The 24,875-nt window shown below is 69.5% G+C and carries 21 protein-coding genes; all 21 read left to right on the top strand.

Features of this window, described 5'->3' with window-relative positions:
* The first annotated feature begins 3 nt into the window (after positions 1 to 3).
* From G452_RS21575 to G452_RS0114950, 21 genes are read left to right on the top strand one after another with little or no spacing between them, the layout of a single operon-like run.
* Entirely contained in the window at positions 4 to 1,107 is a 1,104-nt protein-coding gene (locus G452_RS21575) for a radical SAM protein (RefSeq protein ID WP_022663049.1), read from the top strand.
* A complete protein-coding gene (locus tag G452_RS0114855) occupies positions 1,104 to 2,168 on the top strand; it encodes a radical SAM protein (RefSeq protein ID WP_022663050.1) in 1,065 nt (354 codons plus the stop codon). Before G452_RS21575 ends, G452_RS0114855 begins: the two co-directional genes overlap by 4 nt.
* A complete protein-coding gene (locus G452_RS0114860) occupies positions 2,165 to 3,343 on the top strand; it encodes a radical SAM protein (RefSeq protein ID WP_022663051.1) in 1,179 nt (392 codons plus the stop codon). The genes G452_RS0114855 and G452_RS0114860 overlap by 4 nt, the downstream gene beginning before the upstream one ends.
* Entirely contained in the window at positions 3,340 to 4,053 is a 714-nt protein-coding gene (locus G452_RS20800; RefSeq protein ID WP_022663052.1) for a class I SAM-dependent methyltransferase, read from the top strand. The genes G452_RS0114860 and G452_RS20800 overlap by 4 nt, the downstream gene beginning before the upstream one ends.
* Positions 4,050 to 4,835, top strand: a complete 786-nt coding sequence (locus tag G452_RS0114870) for an amidohydrolase family protein (protein ID WP_022663053.1) — start codon at positions 4,050 to 4,052, stop codon at positions 4,833 to 4,835. The genes G452_RS20800 and G452_RS0114870 overlap by 4 nt, the downstream gene beginning before the upstream one ends.
* Positions 4,832 to 6,907: a beta/alpha barrel domain-containing protein gene (locus tag G452_RS20805; RefSeq protein WP_022663054.1), complete on the top strand. Its 2,076-nt coding sequence runs from the start codon at positions 4,832 to 4,834 to the stop codon at positions 6,905 to 6,907. Before G452_RS0114870 ends, G452_RS20805 begins: the two co-directional genes overlap by 4 nt.
* Positions 6,897 to 8,102: an ATP-grasp domain-containing protein gene (locus G452_RS0114880; RefSeq protein ID WP_022663055.1), complete on the top strand. Its 1,206-nt coding sequence runs from the start codon at positions 6,897 to 6,899 to the stop codon at positions 8,100 to 8,102. Before G452_RS20805 ends, G452_RS0114880 begins: the two co-directional genes overlap by 11 nt.
* A 3-nt stretch (positions 8,103 to 8,105) precedes the next feature.
* Entirely contained in the window at positions 8,106 to 9,290 is a 1,185-nt protein-coding gene (locus G452_RS0114885) for a radical SAM/SPASM domain-containing protein (RefSeq protein WP_022663056.1), read from the top strand.
* Positions 9,291 to 9,292: 2 nt separating this feature from the next.
* Positions 9,293 to 9,979: a DUF1847 domain-containing protein gene (locus tag G452_RS20810; protein WP_022663057.1), complete on the top strand. Its 687-nt coding sequence runs from the start codon at positions 9,293 to 9,295 to the stop codon at positions 9,977 to 9,979.
* Entirely contained in the window at positions 9,976 to 11,118 is a 1,143-nt protein-coding gene (locus tag G452_RS0114895) for a radical SAM protein (protein WP_022663058.1), read from the top strand. The genes G452_RS20810 and G452_RS0114895 overlap by 4 nt, the downstream gene beginning before the upstream one ends.
* On the top strand, positions 11,103 to 11,771 hold the full coding sequence (locus G452_RS20815) for a polysaccharide deacetylase WbmS family protein (RefSeq protein ID WP_022663059.1): 669 nt from the start codon (positions 11,103 to 11,105) through the stop codon (positions 11,769 to 11,771). Before G452_RS0114895 ends, G452_RS20815 begins: the two co-directional genes overlap by 16 nt.
* Positions 11,768 to 12,580, top strand: coding sequence for a class I SAM-dependent methyltransferase (locus tag G452_RS20820; protein WP_022663060.1), 813 nt, complete (start codon positions 11,768 to 11,770; stop codon positions 12,578 to 12,580). The genes G452_RS20815 and G452_RS20820 overlap by 4 nt, the downstream gene beginning before the upstream one ends.
* A complete protein-coding gene (locus tag G452_RS0114910; RefSeq protein ID WP_022663061.1) occupies positions 12,580 to 13,680 on the top strand; it encodes an SPASM domain-containing protein in 1,101 nt (366 codons plus the stop codon). The genes G452_RS20820 and G452_RS0114910 overlap by 1 nt, the downstream gene beginning before the upstream one ends.
* Positions 13,681 to 13,685: 5 nt before the next feature.
* Complete coding sequence (locus G452_RS0114915; protein ID WP_022663062.1) at positions 13,686 to 14,870, top strand: glycosyltransferase; 1,185 nt, start codon at positions 13,686 to 13,688, stop codon at positions 14,868 to 14,870.
* A gap of 26 nt (positions 14,871 to 14,896) precedes the next feature.
* Positions 14,897 to 16,783, top strand: coding sequence for an asparagine synthase (glutamine-hydrolyzing) (asnB, locus tag G452_RS0114920; RefSeq protein ID WP_022663063.1), 1,887 nt, complete (start codon positions 14,897 to 14,899; stop codon positions 16,781 to 16,783).
* Between the two features lie 7 nt (positions 16,784 to 16,790).
* On the top strand, positions 16,791 to 18,713 hold the full coding sequence (asnB, locus tag G452_RS19795) for an asparagine synthase (glutamine-hydrolyzing) (protein WP_022663064.1): 1,923 nt from the start codon (positions 16,791 to 16,793) through the stop codon (positions 18,711 to 18,713).
* On the top strand, positions 18,710 to 19,567 hold the full coding sequence (locus G452_RS19800) for a hypothetical protein (protein WP_022663065.1): 858 nt from the start codon (positions 18,710 to 18,712) through the stop codon (positions 19,565 to 19,567). Before asnB (G452_RS19795) ends, G452_RS19800 begins: the two co-directional genes overlap by 4 nt.
* Positions 19,564 to 20,556, top strand: coding sequence for a class I SAM-dependent methyltransferase (locus G452_RS0114935; protein ID WP_022663066.1), 993 nt, complete (start codon positions 19,564 to 19,566; stop codon positions 20,554 to 20,556). The genes G452_RS19800 and G452_RS0114935 overlap by 4 nt, the downstream gene beginning before the upstream one ends.
* On the top strand, positions 20,553 to 21,734 hold the full coding sequence (locus tag G452_RS0114940) for a cysteine hydrolase family protein (protein ID WP_022663067.1): 1,182 nt from the start codon (positions 20,553 to 20,555) through the stop codon (positions 21,732 to 21,734). Before G452_RS0114935 ends, G452_RS0114940 begins: the two co-directional genes overlap by 4 nt.
* 3 nt (positions 21,735 to 21,737) lie before the next feature.
* Positions 21,738 to 23,606: an asparagine synthase (glutamine-hydrolyzing) gene (gene asnB, locus G452_RS19805; protein ID WP_022663068.1), complete on the top strand. Its 1,869-nt coding sequence runs from the start codon at positions 21,738 to 21,740 to the stop codon at positions 23,604 to 23,606.
* Complete coding sequence (locus G452_RS0114950; protein WP_022663069.1) at positions 23,588 to 24,850, top strand: glycosyltransferase; 1,263 nt, start codon at positions 23,588 to 23,590, stop codon at positions 24,848 to 24,850. The genes asnB (G452_RS19805) and G452_RS0114950 overlap by 19 nt, the downstream gene beginning before the upstream one ends.
* Positions 24,851 to 24,875: the final 25 nt, after the last annotated feature.

A 24,875-nucleotide genomic window follows, 5' to 3' on the forward strand; every position in this document is an offset into this window, starting at 1 on the left:
GGCATGACCACGACACCCGCCTGCCCCCCCTATCTCGTCACGCTGATCACCTATGCGTGCAACTACGCCTGCCCGGGCTGCTACCACGGCCACCGGGAGGAAATGCGGCCCTATTTCGAGGCCAAGCGCAAGAACATGCGGCTCGCGGAGTTCCGGGGCATCGTGGACGAGGTCGCCCCGCACCGGATCAAGATCGGGCTGAACTCCCTGGGCGAGGTCTTCCTCAACCCCGACGTCTACGACATGATCGCCTATGCCGTGGGGTCGGGCCTGCGCATCGAGTTCGACACCAACGGCTCCCTCCTTGAACCCGACGCCCTGGCCGAGGCCGCCCCCTCGGACGTGATCTTCTCCGTGGACGGCATGAGCCAGGAGTCGTACGCCAGCTACCGGGTCAACGGCAGGCTGGATGTGGTGCTCGGCAAGCTGGAGCGCTTCGCGCGCAACGTGGACGCCCGGGGGACCGCGACCAACATCTACGTCAAGTTCCTGATCAACGGCCACAACGAGCACGAGGTGGACGAGGCCCGGCGTTTTGTCGAATCCCTGCCCGGCGTGCGCTTCCTGGTGGACTGCTTTTTCCCGCCGCCGCCGAGCTTCGGCTATCGGCTCGCGCATCCGGACCAGGTGCCCCTGGACATCTACGAGGACTGGCGGCCGCGCAAGCTCGCGGAATACGACCTCTTCGCCCCGCACCCGGAGCTGGGCGTGGCCCGCAGCAAGACCTGGGACCACCCCTTTGCCATGCGCTGCACGGACATCTACAACACCCTCTACGTGGACACGGACGGCGGGGCCTATCCCTGCTGCTTCGCCAACACGCCCCGCGCCCACGACCTCACCCGCGTGCAGGACGAGCTGCTCCTGGGCAACGTCTTCCGGGACGGCGTGCTCGGCGTCTTTCACGGCGAGCGGGCCGCCCGGCTGCGCGAAGCCTACACGCGAAAGCAGGGGCGCATCCCGGTCTGCGGCACCTGCCGAGCCAACCGCGTCAAGCGGCTGATCCAGGCCGTGGAGGGCGCGAAGTCCCATCATTTCGAAACGCTGAACGATTTCGGCCGCAAGCCGGAGCAGGCCGGGCCGAAGCCTGCGGAGGACGCGCGATGAATCCCCCGACGCACCTGTATTTCAACACCACGAACCGGTGCAACTACCGCTGCACCTACTGCACCTTCCACTCCCCGATCTGGAAGCCGGAGCTGGGCGCTCCGGGGTTCACCCTCGGGCTGGAGGACTTCCGCCGCGAGCTGGACCTGCTGGAAGAGGGCGCGGGCGACCACCGCTTCGAGCAGATCACCTTCACGGGCATGGGCGAGCCCATGCTCAACCCGGACATCCTCGGGCTCATCGCCCTGGTCAAGGAGCGGGGCTACACCTGCGCCCTGATCAGCAACTTCTCCCGGCTGCTCACCCCGCACATCGACGCGCTCATGGACCTGGGCCTGGACGGGCTCTACACCAACCTCGATTCCGGCGTGGCCTCCCACTATGAGGAACTGCGCCGGGGCGCGAAGTTCGAAACCACCCTGGCCAACATCCGGGCCGCGGCCCGGACGGCGGCGCGGAAGAATCCGGGCCTGAACTTCGAGGTCCACAACCTGGTCACTCCCGAAAGCGTGGACCTGATTCCGGGCTTCATCGACACCGTGGCCGAAGCCGGGGTGAGGAAGGTCGTCATCAAGACCTTCGTGAACTTCCTGGACGTGGACGCCGGGGACCGCTTCTTCACCCACCTGGATGCGCAGCGCGACTTTTTCGCGGCCGTGGCCCGCGCCAAGGAATACGGGCGCGAACGCGGCGTGCGGGTCAACGCCCCGGCCTACGCCGAGGTGCTTTCCGGAGCGCGCGAATACCGCGCGGACGATCCGGACCTGCGCTGCGGCATCGGCTCCGGCCTGCACCTGAACTTCGGCCCCCTGGAGCTTGGCGAGGAAGACCTGCTGGGCAACGTGCTGCACTGCTGCCCGGTGATGCGCCGGGAGGAGCACCGCAGCTACGGCAACATCCTGCGCGACCCCCTGGAGCGCATTCTCGCCCATCCGGCGCGGGTGCGGCTGCTGGAGGGGAACGCGCGCGGCGAGATCGTGCACCCGGAATGCCGGAGCTGCGAATACTGCCTGCTCGGCCTGCACGAACTCCACGCCGCGCCCCAGGAGGCCGCCTCGTGAGCGAAACCCGCGCCTCCCGCAGAGAATACGAGGCCATCCGTGCCCGCGAGGCCGAGAACCGGGCCTATTACGACCGCGACGACGGCGTGGCCGCGCCCCCGCACACGGTCTGCCTCTCCGTGAACAACAACTGCTTCATGTCCTGCAAGATGTGCGACATCGGCACGGCCAACGCCACGCGCATGGCCCGGCTGCACGACAACCAGTTCTCGGACCGCTACGTGCAGACCCGGAACTACCGCGAGCTGCCCTTCGAGCGCATCCGCGACCTGGTGGACGAGATCGCGCCCTTCGCGCCCACGGTGAAGACGAATTTCGTGGAACCGCTGCTCTACAAGCGGCTCCGGGAGGTGGCCGAGCACGTCAAAAGCCGGGGGCTGCCCTTCTACACCATCACCAACGGCTGGATGCTGGAAAAGCACGCGCCCTGGCTGGCCGAGTGCTGCGACCTGATCCGCGTCTCCCTGGACGGCACGGCCGAGGTCCACGACGCCATCCGGGGCAAGAAGGGCAGCTGGGAGCGCACCGTGCGCGGGCTCCGGGCCTTGGTGGCGGCGCGGCGCGCACGGGGGGCCGAGCGGCCCATCGTCGGCATCTGCTGCACCATCAGCAACCACAACTATTTCAACCTCGTGGACTTCATGGCCGCGCTGGAGCGCGAGAACCTGCTCGGCGAGCTCTACATCAACTTCAACCACCTGCTCTTCACCACCCAGTGGGAGCTGGACGAAACCCGCGCGGCCTCGGACCTCTTCGAGGGACTCAAGCTCTGCAGCATCGACAACATCGTCTTCGAGGAGCTGGACACGGACGCGCTGCGCGCCCAGATCGCGACCCTGGAGGAACGCTGGCCCCAGGACGGCCACCATTATTATTTCTCGCCCTGGCTGCGCGACGAGGACATCGCCGCCTTCTACGATCCGGACTCGCGGATGTTTCCGGGCACGCCCTGCTACCTGCCCTGGTACGCGGCCCAGCTCGACATCGAGGGCAACCTGGGCATCTACGGCCACTGCATTCTCCCGGACCTGGGCAACGCCTTCGAGGAGGGCTTTCTGGCCGCCTGGAACTCGGAGCGCGCGCGGCGGATTCGCCGGGAACTCAAGAACGCGGGCTCGTTTCCGGGCTGCAACAAGTGCATCGGCACGCTCTACCCGCTCAGGGGGCGCAGATGACGCCATCGGACCGCGACCGCGCCCTGCGCGAACGCCACAACGAATTCTTCACGGGCGAGCACGCCCGGAACAACCGCGGCCGCGTGCTCACCCCCGGACAGCAGAAGCTCGTCTCCCTGCTGCGCATGGGCGCGCTGGGCGAAAACCTGCGCGAGGGGCGGGGCCGCCCGGCCCTGGACGCGGGCTGCGGCGCGGGCTTCAACACCGTGAGCCTGGGGCTGCTCGGCTGGCGGGCCCACGCCTTCGACATCACCCCGGAGCTGGCCGAAAACGCCCGCGCCAACGCGGCCGGATACGGCGTGGAGGCCGAGGTCCGCTGCGGCACGAACCAGGCCGTCCCCTTTGCCGACGCGAGCATGGACCTGCTCGTGTCCATGAACGCCGTCCACTACGTGGAGAGCGCCGGGGAGATCGAACAGGCATTCGCGGAGTTCGCGCGGGTTCTGCGGCCGGGCGGTCGCCTCTACCTGACCACCAACCACCCGGAAAACTGGATTTTCCAGGACGGCGAGCCCGCCGGGAAGAACCTCGTGCGCGTGCGCCGGGACGGCGACTACCGCGACGGCCTGACCCTCTACCGCTTTCGGAACGAGGCCGAGCTGCGCTCCCTGGCCGAGGCCCATTTCTCGGACGTCCGCATCGGCACGGACATGCAGGAATATTTCGTGAAGACCCTGCGCAACTATGTGCTCACGGGGGTGCGCGCATGATTCTCGACGCCCTGACCCACATCACCCGCGACGGCGACTGGTTCGGCACCGGGCTGGACGCCTCCCTGCCCGCGCTCCTGGCGCGCATGGACCGGGACGGCGTGGACCGGGCCGTGCTCGCGGGCATGCCGGGCGCGGACGACGACGCCCTGCTGCTGGACGCGGCCAAGGCCCATCCCGGCCGCTTCCTGGCGGTGGCGGGCGTGGATGTCTGCGAGGACGCGTTTGTGGACGAACGCGGGCTGAACCGGCGGCTGGAAGAGATCAAGGCGCTGGGATTCGCAGGGATCAAGCTGCATCCGCGCCTTTCCGGCGTTCCCGTGACGGACCCGCGCATCCGCAAGGCCGTGCATCTCGCCGGAAAGCTGGACCTCACGGCCCTGGTCTGCACCCTCCACCGCCCGCCCCTGCCGCCCCTGGGCCGCCCCGTGTCCGACGCGCTCTACGAGCTTTGCCGCGCCTGCGACAAAACCCGCATCGTGCTCGTGCACGGCGGGTACGTTGATCTGCTGGCCACCTCCGAGCTGATCCGCCCGCTGGAACACGTGCTCCTGGACCTGACCCTGACCCTGACCCGCTTCGCCCGGACCTCGGTGGGCCTGGACTGCGCCTGGCTCCTGGAGACCTTCGACCGCAGGGTCTGCGTGGGCTCGGATTTCCCGGAGGGGGACATGGGCCGCGTGGGCGAGGCCCTGGACGCCCTGGGCGCTGGGCGGGAGGCCCTGGACGGCATGGCCCGCAACGCGGTGCGCTTCTTCCCCCCGACGCGGGAGGACGCATGACCGCCCTGGAGCCCCGCCGCATCGAGATCCTGGAGTGCACGCTCCGGGACGGCAGCTACGCCGTGGACTTCCAGTTCACCTCGCGGGACACGGCGATCATCGCCAGGGGCCTGGAACGCGCGGGCATCCGGCGGATCGAGATCGGGCACGGGCTCGGACTGAACGCCTCGAACACGGGCGCGGGAACCGCCGCCGAGAACGACGAAGCCTACATGCGCGCCGTGGAGGGCGTGCTGGCCGAGGCGAGCTGGGGCATGTTCTGCATTCCGGGCATCGCGCGCCCGGACGACCTGCGCCTGGCCGGGGACCACGGCATGGGCTTCGTGCGCATCGGCGTGCAGCCGGAAAATTTCGAGCAGGCCGCGCCCTTTGCGCGCGCGGCGCGCGACCGGGGCATGCGGGTCTTCGTCAACCTGATGAAGTCCTACACCGTGGACCCGGACGAATTCGGGGCCATCGCCGCCCGGGTCGCGGGCTTCGGCGCGGACGGGCTCTATCTCGTGGACTCCGCGGGCTGCATGCTCCCGAACGAGGTCCGGGCCTATCTGGAAGCGGCCGCGCCAGCCGGGCTGGAACTGGGCTTCCACGGCCACGACAACCTCCGGCTGGGCATGGCCAACGCCCTGGCCGCGGCCGAGCACGGAGCCCGCTGGATCGACACGACCCTTCAGGGCATCGGCCGCAGCAGCGGCAACCCCTCCACCGAGGCCTTCGCCGCGCTGCTCCTGCGCCGGGGAGCCTTCCGCGAGGAGGATTTCTTCGCCCTGCTGCGCCTGGGCGAACGCCACATCCGGCCCCTGCTCCGCTCGGCCGGGCAGGGCGGCATGGAGGTCGTCTCCGGGCTGGCCGGGTTCCACTCCGGCTTTCTGGACCGGGTCGCGGCCATTGCCCGCGAAGAGCGCGCGCCCCTGGCCGGGGTGGTGCTCCGGCTCTGCGAGCAAACCCGGAGCGGCGCGCCCGAGGAACTCGTGCGCGAAATCGCCCGCGCCCTGCACCGCGAACGGCTGGCAGCCCCGGAAACGGAAGCGAAGGAAACAGCCGCGACAAAGCGCCCCGCACCCGCACCGGACGCACCCCGCACCCCGCAGGACGAACTGGACGACGTGCTCCGGCGCGTCACGGTCCAGGCCCGCAAGCTCGGCCTGCACTCGTTGCTGAACGTGGTGGCGGACCCGCTCCTGACGGAAGGCCGCCGCGTGTCCCATGTGGTCCACGTCTTTCCGGACGCCGTGTTCGGCTCCGTGGAGGTGGGCGACGCGGACGCGGCCCGCGAGCTGCTGCGCGCCACCGCGGGCAAGGTGGACTTCCACCTCCTGGACGCCTCGCCCCTGCCCGGAGGCGCGCCCCTGACCGATCTGGCCCGCGAGGCGCTCAGCCCCTTCGAGATTCTGGAATACGACGACGCCGAGGTGCTGCTGCGCGCGGTGACAGGCCAGCTCCAGGGCATCCTCTGCGGCCTGCACGGCAAGCGCGTCCTGCTCTTCGGCGGCCCTCCGGCGGGGGCTTCCCTGGCGGAAAAGCTGGCGCAGCGGCTGGAGCGGCTTCATGCCCGCGTGACCCGCATCGCCCCGCCGGAGCCGGGCCGCGCCCCGGACGGCGACATGCTGGAACGCTTTGCCGGAGCCGCGGCGCAGTGCGACGTGCTCGCGGTCTGCTCGCCCGGATTCGCGCCCCTGGCCGAGGCCTTTCTCGCCGCCTCGGAGCGGGCCGTGGTCTTCGAGGCCCGCATCGGCTCCCTGGGCCCGGAGAACATCCGCGCGCTGCGCGGGCAGGGCTTCACGGTCTACCGCCCGGACATGCGCTCGGTCATGGCCTCGGAGCTGCGCATGCTCCTGGCCTACCGGCTGCACCACCACCAGGGCTTTCCCGAACGGGAGATCGGCGGCGTGCGCCTCGTCTCCCACGGGCTCATCGGCCGTCCCGGCGACGTGGTCGTGGACGACGTGCTGCGCCCCACGCACATCATCGGCGTGTCCGACGGCGCGGGCCTGACCCGCCCGGCCAAGCCCGACGACGAACGGCTCCGCCGTCTGGAGGATCTTTTGCAGGAAGGAAGAGACGATGTCTCGTGACGCGGTTCTCGTGCTCGGCGCGTCCCGCTATTACGCGGGCTCCATCCGGCAGATCGCCGAGATGGGCCTGCGCGTGGTGGTCACGGACGGCAATCCGAACGCCTATGCGGCGGACGCGGGCCACGCGTTCCACGCGGTGGACATCACCGACGCGCAGGCCACCCTGCGTCTGGCCGAGCAGGAGGGCGTGCGCGCCGTGGTCGCGCTGAACGACTACGGCGTGCCCACGGCGGCTGCCGTGGCCGAGGCCCTTGGGCTGCGGGGCATCGGGCCGGAGGCCGCGCGCCGGGCCACGGACAAGCTCTTGATGCGCCGGGCCTGGGAAAAGGCAGGCGCGCCCCAGCCCCGCTTCGTGCTCGTGCCCGGCGACGGTCCCATTCCGGACGATCTCGCGGAACGGCTCGGTTCCGGCCCGCTGATCGTCAAGCCTGCGGAAAGCCGGGGCGGGGCCAGCCGGGGCGTCCTGGCCGTGGACCGGCCCGAAGACCTGCCCGCGGCCGTGGAATACGCGCGCGGCTTCTACGCGGACAGACGCGTGCTCGTGGAGCGGCGGGCAGAAGGCACGGAGCACAGCATGGAGCTGATCGGCAGCAACGGGGAGGCCCGCGTGCTCTGCATCGGCGACAAGCGCAAGACCCCGCTGCCGCACCGGGTGGACACGGACGTGATCTACCCCACGGCCCTCACGGGGGAGCTGCGCCGGGCCGCCGAGCAGGCCGCGATCCAGGGGGCGCTCTCCCTGGGCCTGCGGACCTTCGCGGCCCACGTGGAACTCTGCATGACCGAGGACGGCCCCCGGCTCTTCGAGCTGGGCGCTCGCTTCGGCGGAGGACACACCGCCAGCCACATCCTGCCCCAGGTCACGGGCCGGAAATATCTCCAGGACCACGTGCGCCTGCTCCTGGAGGACGGGCCTCTGCCGCCCCTGCCCAGGGAGGAGCGCGGCTGCGTCTATCGTTTCCTGACCCCGCCGCCGGGCCGGCTCGCCGCGGTGCGCGGCCTGGAGCGCGTCCTGGACGCGCCCGGAGTGCTCGACGCGGGACTGTTTCTGAAAGCGGGCGACGCCGTGCCCCTGGTGCGCACCGGGCCGGACCGCGCCGGCTTCATCGTCACGGCAGGCAAAGACCGGAACGAGGCCCTGGAACGCGCGGACCGCGCCCAGGAGCTGCTCGATTTCCAATACACGGAGGAGTAGCGGATGCGTAAGGACGATTTCGTCGAAAAGGAACTCATGACCCAGCGGAACCGGCTCCGCTACATCGAATCCACCCTCACGGGCCGGACCTCTCCCGACTTCGTGCCCCGCCGGGTCTTCATCGAGGTCACCAACCACTGCAACTACCGCTGCGTGCACTGCCCCTCGCACACGGTCATGACCCGCCCGCGCGGCTTCATGGACTTCGATCTCTACGCCTCGATCATCGACGAGCTGGCCCCGCACTGGGCCGAGCTGACAGTGAACCTCTACAAGACCGGGGAGCCGACCCTGCACCCGCGCATCTACGACATGCTCGACTACGCCAATGAAAAGGGCCTGTTCGTGCAGATGAACTCCAACTTCGGCGCGGTGAAGAAGAAGGATCTGCCCCGCATGGGCAACGACTTCTACCTCGGCGTCTCCATCGACGCGGCCACGGCCGAGACCTACAAGGCCATCAAGAACGGCCGGGACTTCTGGGCCATGCTCGACGTGTTCCTGGACTACCTGGAAGCCTGGGGCGAGGGCGCGGACCACGGCGCCTACGCCTGCGACGCCATCTTCCTGCGCCAGGAGCGCAACTGGGACGAGGCCGAACTCTTCGAGGAGATGTTCTCCCGGCTGCCCGTGGGCCACGTGGCCGTGTATCCCATGCACAACTTCACCGGCGACCTCAAGGGCGACGACGGCGCGAGCATCCGCACCTCCGAGATTCCCTTTCCGCAGTGGCCCGCCTGCAACGTGCCCTGGGACGTCTCCGGGGTGAACTGGAACGGCGACGTGGTCGCCTGCATTTACGACGTGGACGGCCGCTACCTGCTCGGCAACGTGCGCGAAACGCCGCTGCTGGAGATCTGGCGCGGCGAGGAGATGGAACGCTTCCGCCGGAACATGCGCGCCCGCGACTTCGACGCCATTTCCGGCAACAATCTGCACTGCAAGGACTGCTCGATCATCTGGGACAAGGACTACCACCTGCCCAAGGACTACCATTCCGAGGTGGCCCGCATGGAGCAGTACCTCGGCGCGGCGGTCAAGCGCGTGGCCCTGGCCCGCGAGCGGCACGAGGAGATCATGGAGCGCTGGCGGTATCTCAAGGCGCATCGCCAGGACTGGCTCGACGAGCTGCGCGAGCGGGGCGAGGCCCTGACCCGCGCCCGCGAGGCCGCCAAGGCGGAGGAGTGAGCATGTCCGGCCGCGACTCCAAGACCTCCGGCTGCGTCTGCCCCACGGACTGCGCCACGCTCTTCGCCCCGGACCGCGTTCCCCCGGCCTGCCCCGCCCGCCGGGAGGGCGAGGTCATGGCGCGCGCCCGCGAGGAGTATCGCCGCGAGGCAAGCGTGGCCCGCACCAACTGGGAGGCCTTTGCCCGGCTCGTGGGCCACGGCGGCGCGGGCCGCTCCCGGCTGGAGCACGTCATGGAATTCAGCCGCTCCATGGGCTGGAAGCGCATCGGCATGGCCGGGTGCGCGCGCTACCTGCCGCTGATGCACGCGGCCGAGCGCGTCCTGGCGGAGTTCGGATTCGCCTCGGCCTGCTTTTCCTGCAAGGTGGGCGGCAACAAGTTCCCGGACATCGACATTGAAAAGGACTCGGATTGGACGCTCTGCAATCCGCTGGGCCAGGCCCTGCTGCTCAACGAATGGGGAGCGGACCTGAACGTGGCCTTCGGCCTCTGCATGGGCCACGACCTGATCTTCCAGCACTACAGCGACGCGCCCGTGACCACGCTCGTGGTCAAGGAAAAGATTTCGGACGACGACCCCACGGCCACGCTGCGGCGCATGGATGCGGGCGAATACGCCTGCGCGCCCTTCCTCGTTGACGAGGAGGATGCCCCGGCCGGGGCCGAAACCACCGGGAGGAGATCATGAGCACCCCCGAAACCCGCACTTTCCCGCACGACGTGGCCGACTTCCCGAGCTATCTCGGCGTGGCCGTTTCCTACGCCTGCAACTACCGCTGCCTGGGCTGCATCCACGGCAACAAGGAGGAGATGCGCGACTTCCTCAAGTCCCGCCAGACCTTCATGCCCTCGGACCGCTTCCGGGCCATCGTGGACGAGGTGGCGCGGCGGCACCCGCCCATGAACCTGACCTCTCCGGGCGAAACCCTGATGCACCCGGAAATATACGACCTCATCGCCTACGCCGCGGAGCGCGGCATCGCCGTGGAGTTCGACACCAACGGCTCCCTGGTCGATCCGGAACGGCTCGCCGCCTGCGGCGCGCGCAACGTGACCTTCTCCATCGACGGCCTGACCCAGGAGGCCTACGAGGCCTACCGCCGGGGCGGCGACCTGGAACTGGTGCTGGGCAAGGTCTCGGACCTCGCGCAGCGGGTGGCGCGCCGGGGCTCCGGCCCGAAGATCTTCATCAAGTACCTGGTCAACGCCTATACCGAGAACACCCTGGAACAGGCCGCAGAATACTTCAGGGCCATGCCCGGCGTCACCTTCATGGTGGACTTCTTCCACCCCCCGGCGGAAAGCTTCCTGGCCAAGTGCGCCAACCCCATGGCCGTGTCCCTGGCGCGCTGGGAGCAGTGGCGGCCCCGCAGGCTGCCCGACTACGACCTCTTCCTGCCGGACGAACAGCGCGGCTACGCCGTGCACAAGGCCGCGCTGCTGCCCTTCCGGGGCGACTGCTACAGCCCGTTCAAGAACATGTACATCAACACGGACGGCGAGGCCTACGCCTGCTGCTCTCTGGCCCTGGTCCCGGACCCCGCCACGCGCGACCTCTCCCGGCAATACGGCTACGGCAACGTCTTTGAGCTGGGGGTGCTGGGCGCGTTCTTCGGGGAGCGGGCCAAGGCCTTCCGCGCGGCCTTCCGGGAAAGCGGCGGGCGCGTGGGGCCGTGCCTCAACTGCTGGTCCAACCGGGTCGCGGCCCAGCAGGAAGCCTTGGCCGTCAAGGGCCAGGGGCGCTTCCCGACCCTTCTGGACTGGCCGGACAGCGAACAGCCGGACAACGAACGGCCGGACAAGGACGCCGCATGCACGTCTGCCTGACCCTGGACAGCGACTGGGCGCATCCCGAAGTCGCGGACCACGCCCTGGGGCTCGTCCGGAACGCGGGCGTGCCCTGCACCTACTTCGCCACGGCGGACCAGGAGGTGCGCGCGGAGGCCGATTGCGAAGTGGCGCTGCATCCCAACTTCGCGGACCGCGACCCCGATGCGGAGCTGGAGGAGCTGCGCGCCCGCTTTCCCGAAGCCGTGGGCCTGCGGCCGCACCGCCTGGACATGCCGCCCGCGCGCTGCGCCGAGGCCGTGCGCCGGGCCGGGCTGCGCTGGGTTTCCAGCCGCCACGACCCGGACGCGCGGGGCTTTGCGCGCTGGAACGGCGAGCTGCCGGACGCGGCCATCCACTGGGGCGACAATCTGCTCTTCCTTCGCGGAGAGCGGCCCGACCTGGACGGCTTCGACCCGGACGCGCCCGGCCTGCTGGTCTACAATTTCCACCCGGTCCACATCTACCTGAACACGGCCTCGGCCGGGCAGTACGAACGCGCCCGGCCCGGCTACCGCGACCCGGCCCACCTGCGGGTCTGCCGCAACGAGAGCGAATACGGCGTGCGCGACGCGCTGCTGGACCTGCTCTCCCTGTGCGGGCGGTTCCGGTTCACGACCCTTTCCGACGCCGCCAAGGAGCTTGCGCCATGACCACCACGAATACATCCCTGCCCGATCTCGCCGCCCTGGGAGGCGCGCTGCTGCGCTCGTTCGACGGCGAACTGGACGAAAACGACCGCAGCTTCATCGAGCGGGTCTACAGCGGCGGCGCCGAAGTCTATGCGGACCGGCTGCGCGCCGTGGGCCTGGACCGCTGCGAGCGAGTCCTCGACGCGGGCTGCGGATTCGGCCAGTGGTCGCTCTGCCTGGCCGCGCTCGGACCGGAGGTGGTGGGGGTGGACGTCTCCGCGTTGCGGGTCCGGGTGGCCAATGCGGCCCTCGCCCTTGCCGGAAAAGCGGGCAACGCAATCCGGGGAAACGCGGTTCAGGGCGGCCTGGACGCCCTGCCCGCAGCGAACGGCAGCGTGGACGGGGCGTTCTGCTACGGCACGCTTTTCTGCACCCCCTGGAAGGCCTCCCTGACCGAGTTCGCGCGGGTGCTCCGCCCCGGCGGCAGGCTCTACTTCACGGCCAACGGCCTGGGCTACGTGCTGAACATGTGGACGAGCCGCCCGCACCGCAACGCGGACTTCGACCCGCGCGAGGCCGCGGCGAACACTTTTCGCAACACATTGGAATATGAGAAGAACGGCACGCCGCCCCAGGGAGGCCAGATCCTCATCGACCCGGACGATGCCCGCGCCGAGCTGGACCGCCTCGGCCTGGACGTGGTCGCGCTCGCGCCCGAAGGCAACATCAATATCCGGCCCGGCGAGCTGTCGCCCCGGCCGTTCTTCCAAGCCGAATACCATGGCCTGCCCGGATGCTACGAGGTGCTGGCCGAAAAGAGGAGCGTCTGATGTCCTACATGAATCTCGGCGGACTGGCCTACAGGCTGCGCACGACGCGCTCGGTGAAGAGCTTCGCCAAGCATTTCCTGCTCCCGACCATGGCCGGGCAGAAGATCTTTCTCCACAACGAGCGCCTGCCCCGCGTGATCAACCTTTCCTTCAACGAGAAGACCTGCTTCTACAAGTGCCGCATGTGCCTCTACTCCGAGCGGGACGTGCGCGACCACTACCGCGAGCAGTCCGAGATGCGCTTCGAAACCCTGCGCCGGATCGTGGACTCCATTCCCGACGACCCGTTCCACAGCTTCGACATCTCCGCGGTGGGCGAAACCCTCGAATTCGGCAAGCTGGCGGAATTCGTGGCCTACATGAAGCGCAAGCGCCCGCTGGTGAACACCATCGTCTCCACCAACGGCGTGCTTCTGGACGAAAAGACCTTCCTGGCCCTGGCCCACGCGGGCCTGGACAACCTCCAGGTCAGCTTCTTCGCGGAAAACGCCGAGGACCACGAATTCATCACCGGCACCAAGACCTTCGAGCGCGTGGCCGAGAACCTGGAACGGGCCTGCCGCCTGAAGCGCCAGCTCGGCCTGCCGAAGCCCTTCATCCAGACCTTCGTGCTGGAATCCCGGGAGACGGCCCCCACCACGCAGCGCTTCGTGGACCGCTGGAGCCCGCTGGTGGACAAGGCCTTTGTCCGTCCGCTCCTGAAGCGCTCCATGGACATCCAGGGCATGACCCCGACCTACGAGTTCGAGCCCGAAGGCCCGCGCCGCCCCTGCATGCAGCCCTGGTACTCCACGGCGTTGAATTCCAAGGGCGAGGTGCTGCCCTGCTACGGCTTCCACTGGCACGAGACCACCTGGCAGACCAATTTCGGGAACATCAACGACGCGAGCCTGACGGAAATCTGGCGGACGGATGCCTTCCGCGCCTTCCGCGAAAAGCACCTGCGCCTGGATCTCGACGACCTGCCCGTGTGCCGCAAGTGCAGCAGCTGGAACGACTACACCGACATCTGGGCGCGCAACCCCGACGGCAGCTGGCGGCCCGCGCCGCTGCGGCCCGTCGATTTCCTGCGGCGCGCGCCCGGACAGCGGGGAGGCTGACGCCCATGCGCGTGGCCTGTCTCGGCAACATGAACAACAACATGTTCTGCCTGGTGCGCTATCTGCGCGACCGGGGCCTGGACGCGCACCTGCTGCTGCTCTCCCACGAGCACGAGCGCTACCTGCCCGAGGCCGACACCTACGGCCACGGCCACCGCGCCTGGGTGCGCCGCCTGGACTGGGGCTCGGAGCCGGACTTCGCCAGGACCGACCCCGAACGGATCCGGCGCGACCTGGAGGGATTCGAGGCCTTCATCGGCTGCAACTACGCCCCGGCCTTCCTGCACAAGGCGGGACTGGGGCTGGACGTGTTCTGCCCGCACGGCAGCGACTACTACGAAGTGCCCTTCTACACGGACGAGCGCGGCGAGCCCACGCCCCTGGCCCTGGCCCAGCGCGCGGCCATCCGCGAGGCCGCGTTCTACATGGCCCCGTACACCAATCCGGACCGGGAGCGCTTCTGGGACGGCATCGGCCCCACGGGCCAACGCTCGCCGCATCCCATCCCCCTGCTCTACCTGCCCGAATACACGCCGGAGCGCATGGACCGCTATTGCAAGCCGGGCCAGGACGCGGACGCCCTGCGCGAATTGAAGCGCAGGCGCGGGCTGCTCGTGATCCAGCACATCCGGCAGTGCTGGGCCGACCCGGCCCTGGTCAACGACCACAAGGGCAACGATGTGCTGCTGCGCGGCGTGGCCCGGTATGTGCATGATTCCGGGGGGGACGCCGGGCTGGCGATCTTCGACTACGGGCCGGACGCGGACGCGACACGGACCCTGGTCCGCGAGCTGGGCCTGGACGACCGCACCCTCTGGCTCGCGCCCCGGACGCGCAAGGAGATCATGCCCCTGCTGGCCCTTGCGGACGCGGCCGCCCTGGAATTCCGCTACAGCTGGATCGCCGGGGGGGGCATCTTCGAGGCCTTGGCCATGGGGCGGCCCGTGCTGGCGCGGCGGGACGACGAAATGTACGCGGGGCGAACGCTCTTTCCCATGCTGCGGGCCAGGAACGAGGAGCAGATCGCCGAAGCCCTGGCCCGCTGCGCCGCCTCTCCGGAAGAAGTGGCCGGCCTGGGCGCGCAGGGCCGGGTCTGGCTGGAGCAGGAGGTCATCAACCCCGCCGTGGACGCGGTCTGCGGCATGCTGCGGAGTCTGGAGCGCGGGCGGAACGCGCGCAAGAGCGCCTGATCGCGGAAAGCGAGGAAGAGAACGGCATGTGCGGCATCTGTGGAATATTCGGCCCCCGGGGCAAGGCTCTGGAACCGGCCCTGCTGGAGGCCATGACCGGAGAGCTGGCGCATCGCGGCCCGGACGGATCCGGCCTGTATCTGACTCCCGGCCTGGGCCTGGGCCATCGCCGCCTGGCCATCCTGGACCTGGACGAGCGCGCGGCCCAGCCCATGCGCGCGGCGGAGCGGGGACTGGCCCTGGTCTACAACGGGGAAATCTACAACTATCGCGAGCTGCGCGCCGAGCTGGAGGCGCTGGGGCACGGCTTCCGCACCACCTCGGACACGGAAGTGGTCCTGGAGTCCTACGCGGCCTGGGGACCGGCCTGCGTGGAACGCTTCAACGGCATGTTCGCCCTGGCCCTCTGGGACGCGCGGGCGAACACGCTCTTCCTGGCCCGCGACCGCTACGGCATCAAGCCGCTCTACTACGCGCGGGCGCGGCAGGGGCTGGCCTTCGCCTCGGAAGTCAAGGCCCTGCTCAAGGTTCCCGGCGTGGAGCGCTCCCTGGACCTGGAAGCGGTCTACGAATATTTCACCTTCCAGAACCTCTTCACGGACCGGACCTTCCACCGGGGCGTGACCGCCTTTCCCGCCGGATGCCGGGCACTGGCGCATCTGGACGCGCCCGGCGAGCTCCGCCTGGAGCGGTACTGGGACTTCGACTTCCAGGAGCCGGAAAAGCCCCTGGCCGAGGCCGAATACGAGGAGGAGTTCGAGCGGCTCTTCCGCCAGGCCGTCCAGCGGCAGCTCGTCAGCGACGTGGAGGTCAGCGCCTTTCTCAGCGGCGGCATCGACTCCGGCGCCATCACGGCCATCGCCGCGGGCAGCCAGCCCTACATCAAGAGCTTCACCTGCGGCTTCGACCTCAGCTCCGCGTCCGGCATGGAGCTGAATTTCGACGAGCGCGCCAAGGCCGAGGCCCTTTCGTCCCTCTTCCGCACGGAGCACTACGAGATGGTGCTCAAGGCCGGAGACATGGAGCGCTGCCTGCCCGATCTGGTGCGGCACATCGAGGAGCCGCGCGTGGGCCAGAGCTATCCCAACTACTACGCCTGCAAGCTGGCCGGGAGCTTCTGCAAGGTGACGCTGGCGGGCACGGGCGGGGACGAGCTGTTCGGCGGGTATCCCTGGCGCTATTTCAAGGCCCCGGAAAGCGCGAATCTCGAAGAGTACGTGGACCGCTACTACCTCTACTGGCAGCGACTGGTGCCGAACACGGCGCTGCGCCGGATCTTCGCGCCCGTGCGCGGCGAGGTGGCCGGGGTCTGGACGCGGGACATCCTCCGCGACGTGTTCAAGAACCGGGAGATGCGCTTCGATTCGCCCGCGCAGCGCGTCAACCACTCCCTCTACCTCGAAGCCAAGACCTTTCTCCGGGGGCTGCTGACCGTGGAGGACAAGCTCTCCATGGCCCACGGCCTGGAAGTGCGCATTCCCTTCCTGGACAACGATCTCGTGGACTTCGCCATGCGCGTGCCCGTGCGGCTCAAGCTCGGCGACGAGGCCCTGGCCGACGCGTGCGCGCCGCCGCGCATCGACGAGAACCTGCTCGGCAAGCACATCACGTATAATCGGCGCCACCGCAACGGCAAGCTGCTGCTGCGCAACGTGCTCGGCAGATTCGTGCCGGAAAACATCTCCAACGGGGCCAAGCAGGGCTTTTCCGGACCGGACGCCTCCTGGTTCAAGGGCGAAAGCATCGACTACGTTCGCTCCGTGCTCTACGATGACCGGGCGAGCATCTACGGACTGATGGATCCCGCTGCGGTGCGCGGGCTGGTGGACGATCATCTCGAAGGCCGGGAAAACCGGCGGCTGTTCATCTGGTCGCTGCTCTATTTCGAACTCTGGCTGAAAACCTTCCTGTGAGTTGAGCATGTGCGGCATCGCCGGAATACTCCGCTTCGGCGGACCCACGCCCCCGGAAGGGGCCATGCGCGAGGAAATCCTGGCCATGACCGCCCGGCTGGCCCACCGAGGCCCGGACGGACGGGGCGCGTTCGCGCGCGGCGGCGTCGCCCTGGGCCACGCCCGGCTGGCCATCATCGACCTTTCCGAGAGCGGGGCGCAGCCCATGCGCACCACGGACGACCGGCTGGCCGTGACCTTCAACGGCGAAATCTACAACCACCGCGAGCTGCGCGCCGAGCTGGAAGCCGAGGGCTTCGCCTTCCGCTCCGGCTCGGACACCGAGGTCATCCTCCACGCCTGGGACCGCTGGGGCGAGGACTGCGTGGACCACTTCCAGGGCATGTTCGCCTTCGCCCTCTGCGACTTCCGGCTGGAGCGCCTCTTTCTGGCCCGCGACCATGCCGGGATCAAGCCGCTCTTCTACCGCCGGGGGCCGGGCTTCTTCGCCTTTGCTTCCGAGCTTTCCGCCCTGCGCGCGGTGAACGCGCCGCCGCCGCGCGGCTCCCTGCAGAACGTGGACTATTTTCTGCGCTTTCAGTACGTGCCCGCGCCACGGACCATTTTTTCGGACGTGTTCCAGCTCCGGCCCGCGCACTGCCTGCGGGTGGGCCTGGACGGCCGGGAGCAGGAGCCGCGCCGCTGGTGGCGGGTGCGCTTCGCGCCGGAGCCGCCGCGCCGCGCCGCCGAGGTCCGCGAGGAGGTCCGCGCGGCCTTGACCCGCGCCGTTTCCCGCTCCCTGGTGGCGGACGTGCCCGTGGGCATCTTTCTTTCCGGCGGGCTGGATTCCAGCGTGGTGGCCATGGAAGCGGCGCGGCTGGCCGATCTCCCGCCCACGGCGTTCTCCATCGGCTTCGGCGACCGCGCGAAGGACGAGCTGCCCTGGGCCGAGCAGGCCGCCCGCACCCTGAGCCTGGAGCTGCGCAGCGAGGTCGTGGAGCACGCCTCCCTGGACATCCTCCCGGAGCTGCTCGACCATTACGGCGAGCCTTTCGGCGACGCCTCGGCCATTCCGTCCTGGTACGTGGCCCGGCTGGCCCGGCGCGAAGGCATCAAGACCGTGCTTTCCGGCGACGGCGGGGACGAGCTTTTCGGCGGGTACGAGCGCTTCCTGGCCTGGGCGCGCGGGGGCAAGTGGGCCGCTGCCCGGCGCAGCGAGCTTTGGCGCGACATCCGCTTCGGCAGGATGAAGACCCTGCGCGACTGGATCGACGGCTTCGGATTCGGCCCGGAAGCCTGGACCCGCTTCGTCTGCTTCGCGTTCTGGCCGCAGCGCGCGCGGCTCTGGCGGCCGGAGCTGCGCCACCTGGCGGACACGCCCAGCGGACCGTTCCTGCTCTCCTGGGTCCACGCGCGCAAGAGCGGCAAGGGCCGGAGCATGGCCCTGCCCCAGTCCATGGACTACGAGAACTACCTGCCCGGAGCCGTGCTGGCCAAGGTGGACCGCGCGAGCATGGCCCACGGCCTGGAGGTCCGCCCCGCCCTGCTCGACCGCGAGCTGACCGAGGCCGCGGCCCGGCTGCCGGAAATCTGCAAGCACGACCGGGGCCGCAGCGGCAAGCTCGTGCTCAAGGAAATCCTGCGCGAGCGCTTCGACAGCGCCTTTGTGGACCGGCCCAAGCAGGGATTCGGCATTCCGCGCGGCAAGTGGCTCTCGCCGGGCGCGCGCGGCTGGGAGATGCTTGGCGACCTGCTGCTCGCGGGCCGCTCCCCCCTGCACGACTGGTTCGAACCCGGCGAAATCGAGCGGCACATCCGCATGCACGAGCGCGGCCTGGACAACTCCCAGCACACCTGGCTGCTGCTGGTCCTGGCTCTCTGGGCCGACCGCAATCCCGACATTTCCTTCACCGAAACCCCAGGCAGCCCCCCGGAAGGAGGCGGCGCATGACCCACGCCCCCATCGCCCTGTTTTGCTACAATCGGCCCGAACACCTCGCCCGGACCCTGGACGCCCTGGAAGCGAATCCGGAATTCGCGCGCAGCAAGGTCTACGCCTTTTGCGAAGGCCCGAAGGACGAGGCGGAACAGCCCCAGGTGGACGCGGTGCGCGCCCTGCTGCGCCGCCGCGCCGGAAAAATGGACCTGGAGCTGGTGGAGCGCGGGGAAAACCTCGGCCTGCGCGCCAGCATCGTGGACGGCGTGACCCGCGTCTGTCGGGAGCATGGCCGGGCCATCGTGGTGGAGGACGACATCGTGGCCAGCCCGGTCTTCCTGAACTCCATGAACGCGGCCCTGAACCGCTACGAAGACACGCCGGAGGTCATGCACGTTTCCGGCTATTTCCTGCCCGTGGACCCGGCCGGACTGCCCGAAAGCTTTTTTTACCGCCCGACGAGCTGCTGGGGCTGGGCCACCTGGCGCGAGAGCTGGCAGCACCTTGACCTGGACGCCGCAGGATTGCTCGCCCGGCTGCAAGGCGAGGCCGGAGAACGCTTCGATCTGGACGGAGCCTACGACTTCCGCGCGCATCTGCGCCTGAACCTCGAAGGCCGCATGTTCACCTGGGCCATCTTCTGGTACGCTTCGGTCTTTCTGCGCGGAGGCTTCTGCCTGCATCCCCGGATTTCCCTGACGCGCAACATCGGCCATGACGGCGGGGGCAGCAACTGCCGCCCGACCACGAGCTTTCTCGGCGAGATGGGCGGCGCTCCCGTAAGCGCCTTCCCGGACGTCCTGCAAGAGGAGCCGCTCGCACTGGCGCGGGCGCGGGAATTCTACCTCAACAACAAGGGCCGCGTATGACCGCCTGTCCGCTGTGCAGCGCTCCGGGGGCGGCCCCGCTCGAACACGTCCGATCCGAAGACATCGCCGCGCTCTACGAGCGCTTTTTCCGCATGGACGCGGCCCGGCTGCTGCCCGCCCAAGGCCTGGACTACCGCGAGTGCCCGACCTGCGGCCTGGGCTGGTTCTCCCCGGCCGCGCCCGGCGACGGCGACTTCTACGCGGACCTGCAACGCTTCGACTGGTACTACGACCCGCAGCGGCCCGATTTCGACGCGGGCGCGGCCTATGTCCGCCCCGGCGACCGCGTGCTCGACGCGGGCTGCGGCCGGGGAGCCTTTGCATCCCGCCTGGAAGAACAGATGGCCGCCCGCATGGTGGAAAGGCACGGCGCCCAGAGCGCTGCCGTGGCCTACGAGGGACTGGAAACCAGCGAAAACGCGGTCTGCATGGCCTGCGCGTCCGGGCTGAACGTGCACTGCGCCGACATCGCGGAATTCGCGGAGCAGCGCGCCGGGGAATACGACGCGGTCTGCGTTTTCCAGGCTCTGGAGCATGTTCCCGCGCCCGGAGCGTTTCTGGACGCGGCGCGGCAACTGCTCGCTCCCGGAGGCAGGCTGATCGTGTCCGTTCCCTCCCAGAGCGCGTTCGTGGGCCGGTCCTGCAACGCGGTGCTGAACCTGCCGCCGCACCACCTGAGCCGCTGGCCCGACCGGACCCTGAAATATCTCGCGCAGCGGCTCGGATTGAACCTGCTGCGCCTCGAGCACCTGCCCCTGGAGCCGGTGCACCATGAATGGTACGCCATGACGCGCATTCTCGAAAAGCTGCGCAGCAGCGGCGCGCCGAGGCTGGTGGACGGCTCCCTGGCGTTCTGGCGGCGCTATCGGCTGGCGCGCTTCCTGGCCCGGCGCGGCGCGGCCGCACCCGACCCGCACCATCCGCCGGACGGCCACACCGTGCTCGTGGTCCTGGAAAACGACAACACCGCAGCCAGGGAGGAACAATGACCGCCGCTGTTTCGGAAAACATGCTCCCCAGCCTGAACCTGGACTACGACCTCTGCCTCCAGCGCCTGCGCAGCAAGCGGGAATGGCTGCGCTCCCCGGAAGCGCAGGCCGCGTTTGCCGGGCTTGCCGAACGCCTGAAGGAGTTCGGCCAAAGGCCGCGCATCGCCCTCTACGGCTCCTCCTGGTCCGGATACATGGCCGCAAACCTGCTGGAGCAGGCAAACGCGGGCGCCGTGGAACTCGTGTTCGAGTCCAGCGACCCCCTGCCCGAACTGGCCCACCTGCCGCACCGGAACCTGCTGCATGGGGATGCACGCGACTCGGCGGACTGCGTCCTGCTGGCCACGGCTCCGCGCCACTACCCCTTCATCGAACCCCTGGTCCGGGCCAAGGTGGACGCGCCCCTGGTGGTGGGCATGTACGCGCCGCAGAAGCCGGAAATCCCCCTGCCCGAACCCGACTCCTCCCTGGGCGTCCGCACCCGGGTGGGCACGGCCGGAGTGGAAGCGCGCCTGCCCCTGCACCGCTCGAACCTGGCCCTGGTGCTCATCGACCTCTGGGATCTGGGCAGGCCCTCGTCCCCGTACGACGACTGCATCCCGGAACTGCTCGCCCTGGCCCGACGACACGACCTGACCGTGATCCATGCGCCGAGCTACAAGCTCAAGCCGGGAGGCGGGTTCGTGACCAAGTCCCTGGAAACGCCCGTTGCCGCGTCCCAAGAGTGGCCCCCCCTGGAATTCCGCAACCGCCAGGGCCGATTCGGACACTGCGACCACACGGCCCGGAGACTCAAGGCCGGCGACCCCCGGCCCCTGGGTCTGCTCGACTGCGCCATGCCCGTGGACCGGCCCAACGAATACGTGGAGTCCTCCTTGGAAGGCGTGCTCGAAATCCTCGAACGCCGGCGGATCCTCTATCCGCTCTACGCCGGGGGCGGCACGCTGCAATGCCTGGTGTTCAAGCCCGCAGGCTATTTGAACCTCGCGCGGCACGGCTACCAGCCCATCCTGGTGCGCGACGCCACTGCCGACAACCTCCAGGAAGTGGACGGCGCGCTCGTGGACATGCAGGCCGCCGGAGTGGCCTGTTTCGAAAATCTCTGCGGCCTCTCCACGACCATCACCGACCTGCGCGACGCCCTGGACGCTCCGAGCGCGGGCAGGGAGCGGAGCTAGGCCATGTGCGGCATCTTCGGCGTTGTGGGACGGCTCGACGCGGACACGGCCGGGCGCTGCCTGGACCGCCTCGCGCATCGCGGCCCGGACGGCCGGGGCCTGGAAATCCTCGACGGCTGCGTGCTCGGCCATCGCCGCCTCGCCATCCTGGACGCCTCCGAGGCCGGAAAGCAGCCCATGACCTCGGCCTGCGGGCGCTGGACCCTGAGCTTCAACGGCGAAATCTACAATTTTCTCGAACTGCGCGCGGACCTGGAAGCGCGGGGCCGGACCTTTCATTCCGGCAGCGACACCGAGGTGCTTCTGGAAGCGCTGGTCCTCTGGGGACCGGACTGCCTTTCGCGCTGCAACGGCATGTGGGCGCTGGCCCTCTGGGACAGGCGCGAACATAGGCTGCTGCTGGCGCGCGACCGTTTCGGCAAGAAGCCGCTCTTCTGGGCCGAGACGCGCCACGGCCTGGCCTTTGCCTCGGAAATGAAGGCGCTCTTCCCCCTGCTGGACAGGCTGGAGGCGAATCCGGAGCTGGCCGGGTCGAGCCGCCGGATCATGAGCTACGAGGGCACGCCGGACTGCCTCGTGCGCGGGATCAACCGCTTTCCGGCCGGGCACCTAGCCTGGACGCGCGGCGAGGCCCCCCGGCCCGTGCGCTGGTGGAACACCCTGGACCACCTGGAAACCCCGCCCGCCCGCTTCGAGGAGCAGGCGGAACGTTTCCGCGAACTGTTCCTGGACGCCTGCCGCCTGCGCCTGCGCAGCGACGTGCCCCTGGGCACCTCCCTTTCCGGCGGGCTGGACTCCGGAGCCGTTGTCTGCGCCCTGGCCCACCTGGAACGGCAGGGCGGCCGCGCCCCGCGCCAGGGCCGCGACTGGCGCAACGCCTTTTGCGCGGCGTTTCCGGGCACGCCCCTGGACGAGTCCGCCCCGGCCACGCTCGCGGCGCGCCACGCCGGGCTGGACGCGCATCTGGTGGAAACCGACCCGGCCTCGGTTCCGGACACGCTCTACCGCGACCTCTGGCTGCTGGAAGAGCAGCACCTGACCCTGCCCTCGCCGTTCATGCGCGTCTACGCGGCGCAGCGGCGCAGCGGCGTGCGCGTGAGCCTGGACGGGCACGGCGCGGACGAGATGTTCGCGGGCTACGGCTTTGATTACCTGCACGCCATGCACGACGCCCCGCCCTGGCGCTGGCCGGACGTGGCCGCCGCCTACCGGGCCGGACTGCCGCGCGGACCGCAATTTCCCCGGCCCTCGACCCTGCGGCTCGTGCGCGACCACCTGAAAAACCGGCTGCGCCGCGAGCCAGCGCCCATGTTCGGCGGACCGGACGCGGACCACCCGGCCTGGCAGGGCATGGGCCGCCTGAACCGGCTGCTCCACCACGGCTTCCACCGCACCATCCTGCCCACGCTGCTGCGCAACTACGACCGCTATTCCATGGCCTGCGGCGTGGAGGTGCGCATGCCCTTCATGGACCACCGCATCGTGACCTTCGCCTTTTCCCTGCCCTGGACCTCCAAGCTGCGCGGCGGGTTCAGCAAGGCCGTTGTCCGCGCGGGCATGGCCCCGCTCATGCCACGCGAAATCGCCTGGGCCAGGACCAAGATCGGGTTCAACGCCCCGGCCCTGGAATGGATGCGCGGGCCGCTGCGCCCGTTCTTCGAGGACGCCCTGCATTCGCGGGCCTTCCGCGAGTCCGGACTGGCGGACCAGCCCCTGGCGGCCGGGCGCTTTCAGGCCCTGGTCGATGCCGAGCGGCCCACCTTCGACCAGGCCCAGGCCTGCTGGACCGCATTTTTGCCATTTTTCTGGGAGGAGGCCGTGCTGCGCGGCAAGGGCGAGCCCAAGGGGGGAACGTGCGCGTCGTCCTGCTGAACACCTTTGAGGACAAGGGCGGCGCTGCGCGGGCCGCTGTGCGCCTCTTCGAGGGGCTGCGGGGGCTGCCGGAGCTGGACGCGCGCATGCTCGTGCGCGAGGCCGGAGCGGGCAGGCCGGGCGTTCGCGTGCTGCCGGGGCTGCCGACGGCCTGGACCGCGCGCCTGGACCAGCGCGCGCTCAAGGCGGCCCACCCCCGGCGCGAGCGCATCCCCTTTTCCGTGAACCGCGTGCCCGGCCTCGCGGCCGCCGCCCTGCGCGGCCTGCGGCCCGACGTGGCCCACCTGCACTGGCTCCACTGCGGCCTCACCCGCATCGAGAGCCTGGCCCGGCTGGAGGTTCCCGTGGTCTGGACCATCCACGACATGTGGGCCTTTACCGGAGTCTGCCACTACGCGGGCGGCTGCGAGCGCTACCTGCACGGCTGCGGCTCCTGCCCGGCCCTGCGCAGCGAAAATCCCGGCGACGTGTCCGCGCGGACCTTCGCCCGCAAGGCCGCCGCCTGGCCGCGCATGAACCTGACCGTGGTTTCGCCGAGCCGCTGGCTCGCCCGGCTGGCGCGCAAAAGCCCGCTTCTCGGCGGGAAGAGGGTGGAGGTCATTCCCAACGGCCTGGACACCGAGACGTTCGCGCCCCTTTCCGCCGCCGGGCGCGTTCTGGCCAGGCAGCGGCTCGGACTGCCCGCCGACGCCGAGCGGCCCTTGCTCCTCTTCGGCGCGGACTTCGCCCTGCGGGACGCGCGCAAGGGCGGAGGCGACCTGCTCGCGGCCCTGGCCCGGAGCGGGCTGCAAGCGGACCTGGCCATTTTCGGGCACGACGGCCCGGCTCCGCAGGTCGAAGGATGCAGGGTCCACGGCCTCGGATACCTGCGCGACGACGCGCACCTCGCCGAGGTCTACGCCGCCTGCGATCTCTACGTCCTGCCCACGCTCCAGGACAATCTGCCCAACACCGTGCTGGAATCCCTGGCCTGCGGAACGCCCGTGCTGAGCTACGACGTGGGCGGGGTGCCCGAAATGATCGAGGACGGGAAAAACGGATTTCTCGTGGCCGGCGCGGCCGAAATGCGCGGGGAGGAACGCGCCGAAGCCTTGGCCCGGACCCTGCGAGCGGCCCTGACGACCCTGGGCGCGCCGGAACGCGCCGCGCAGCTGCGGGCCGGGGCGAGGGAAAAGGCGCTCGGGGAATATTCGCTGGAAAGGACGGCGCGGCGCTACGCCGCGCTCTACGCGGAGCTGCACTGAAACACGGGATTCGCGGCAGGGCCGG

The organism is Paucidesulfovibrio longus DSM 6739 (genome assembly GCF_000420485.1).
GTDB classification, from domain to species: Bacteria; Desulfobacterota; Desulfovibrionia; order Desulfovibrionales; family Desulfovibrionaceae; genus Paucidesulfovibrio; species Paucidesulfovibrio longus.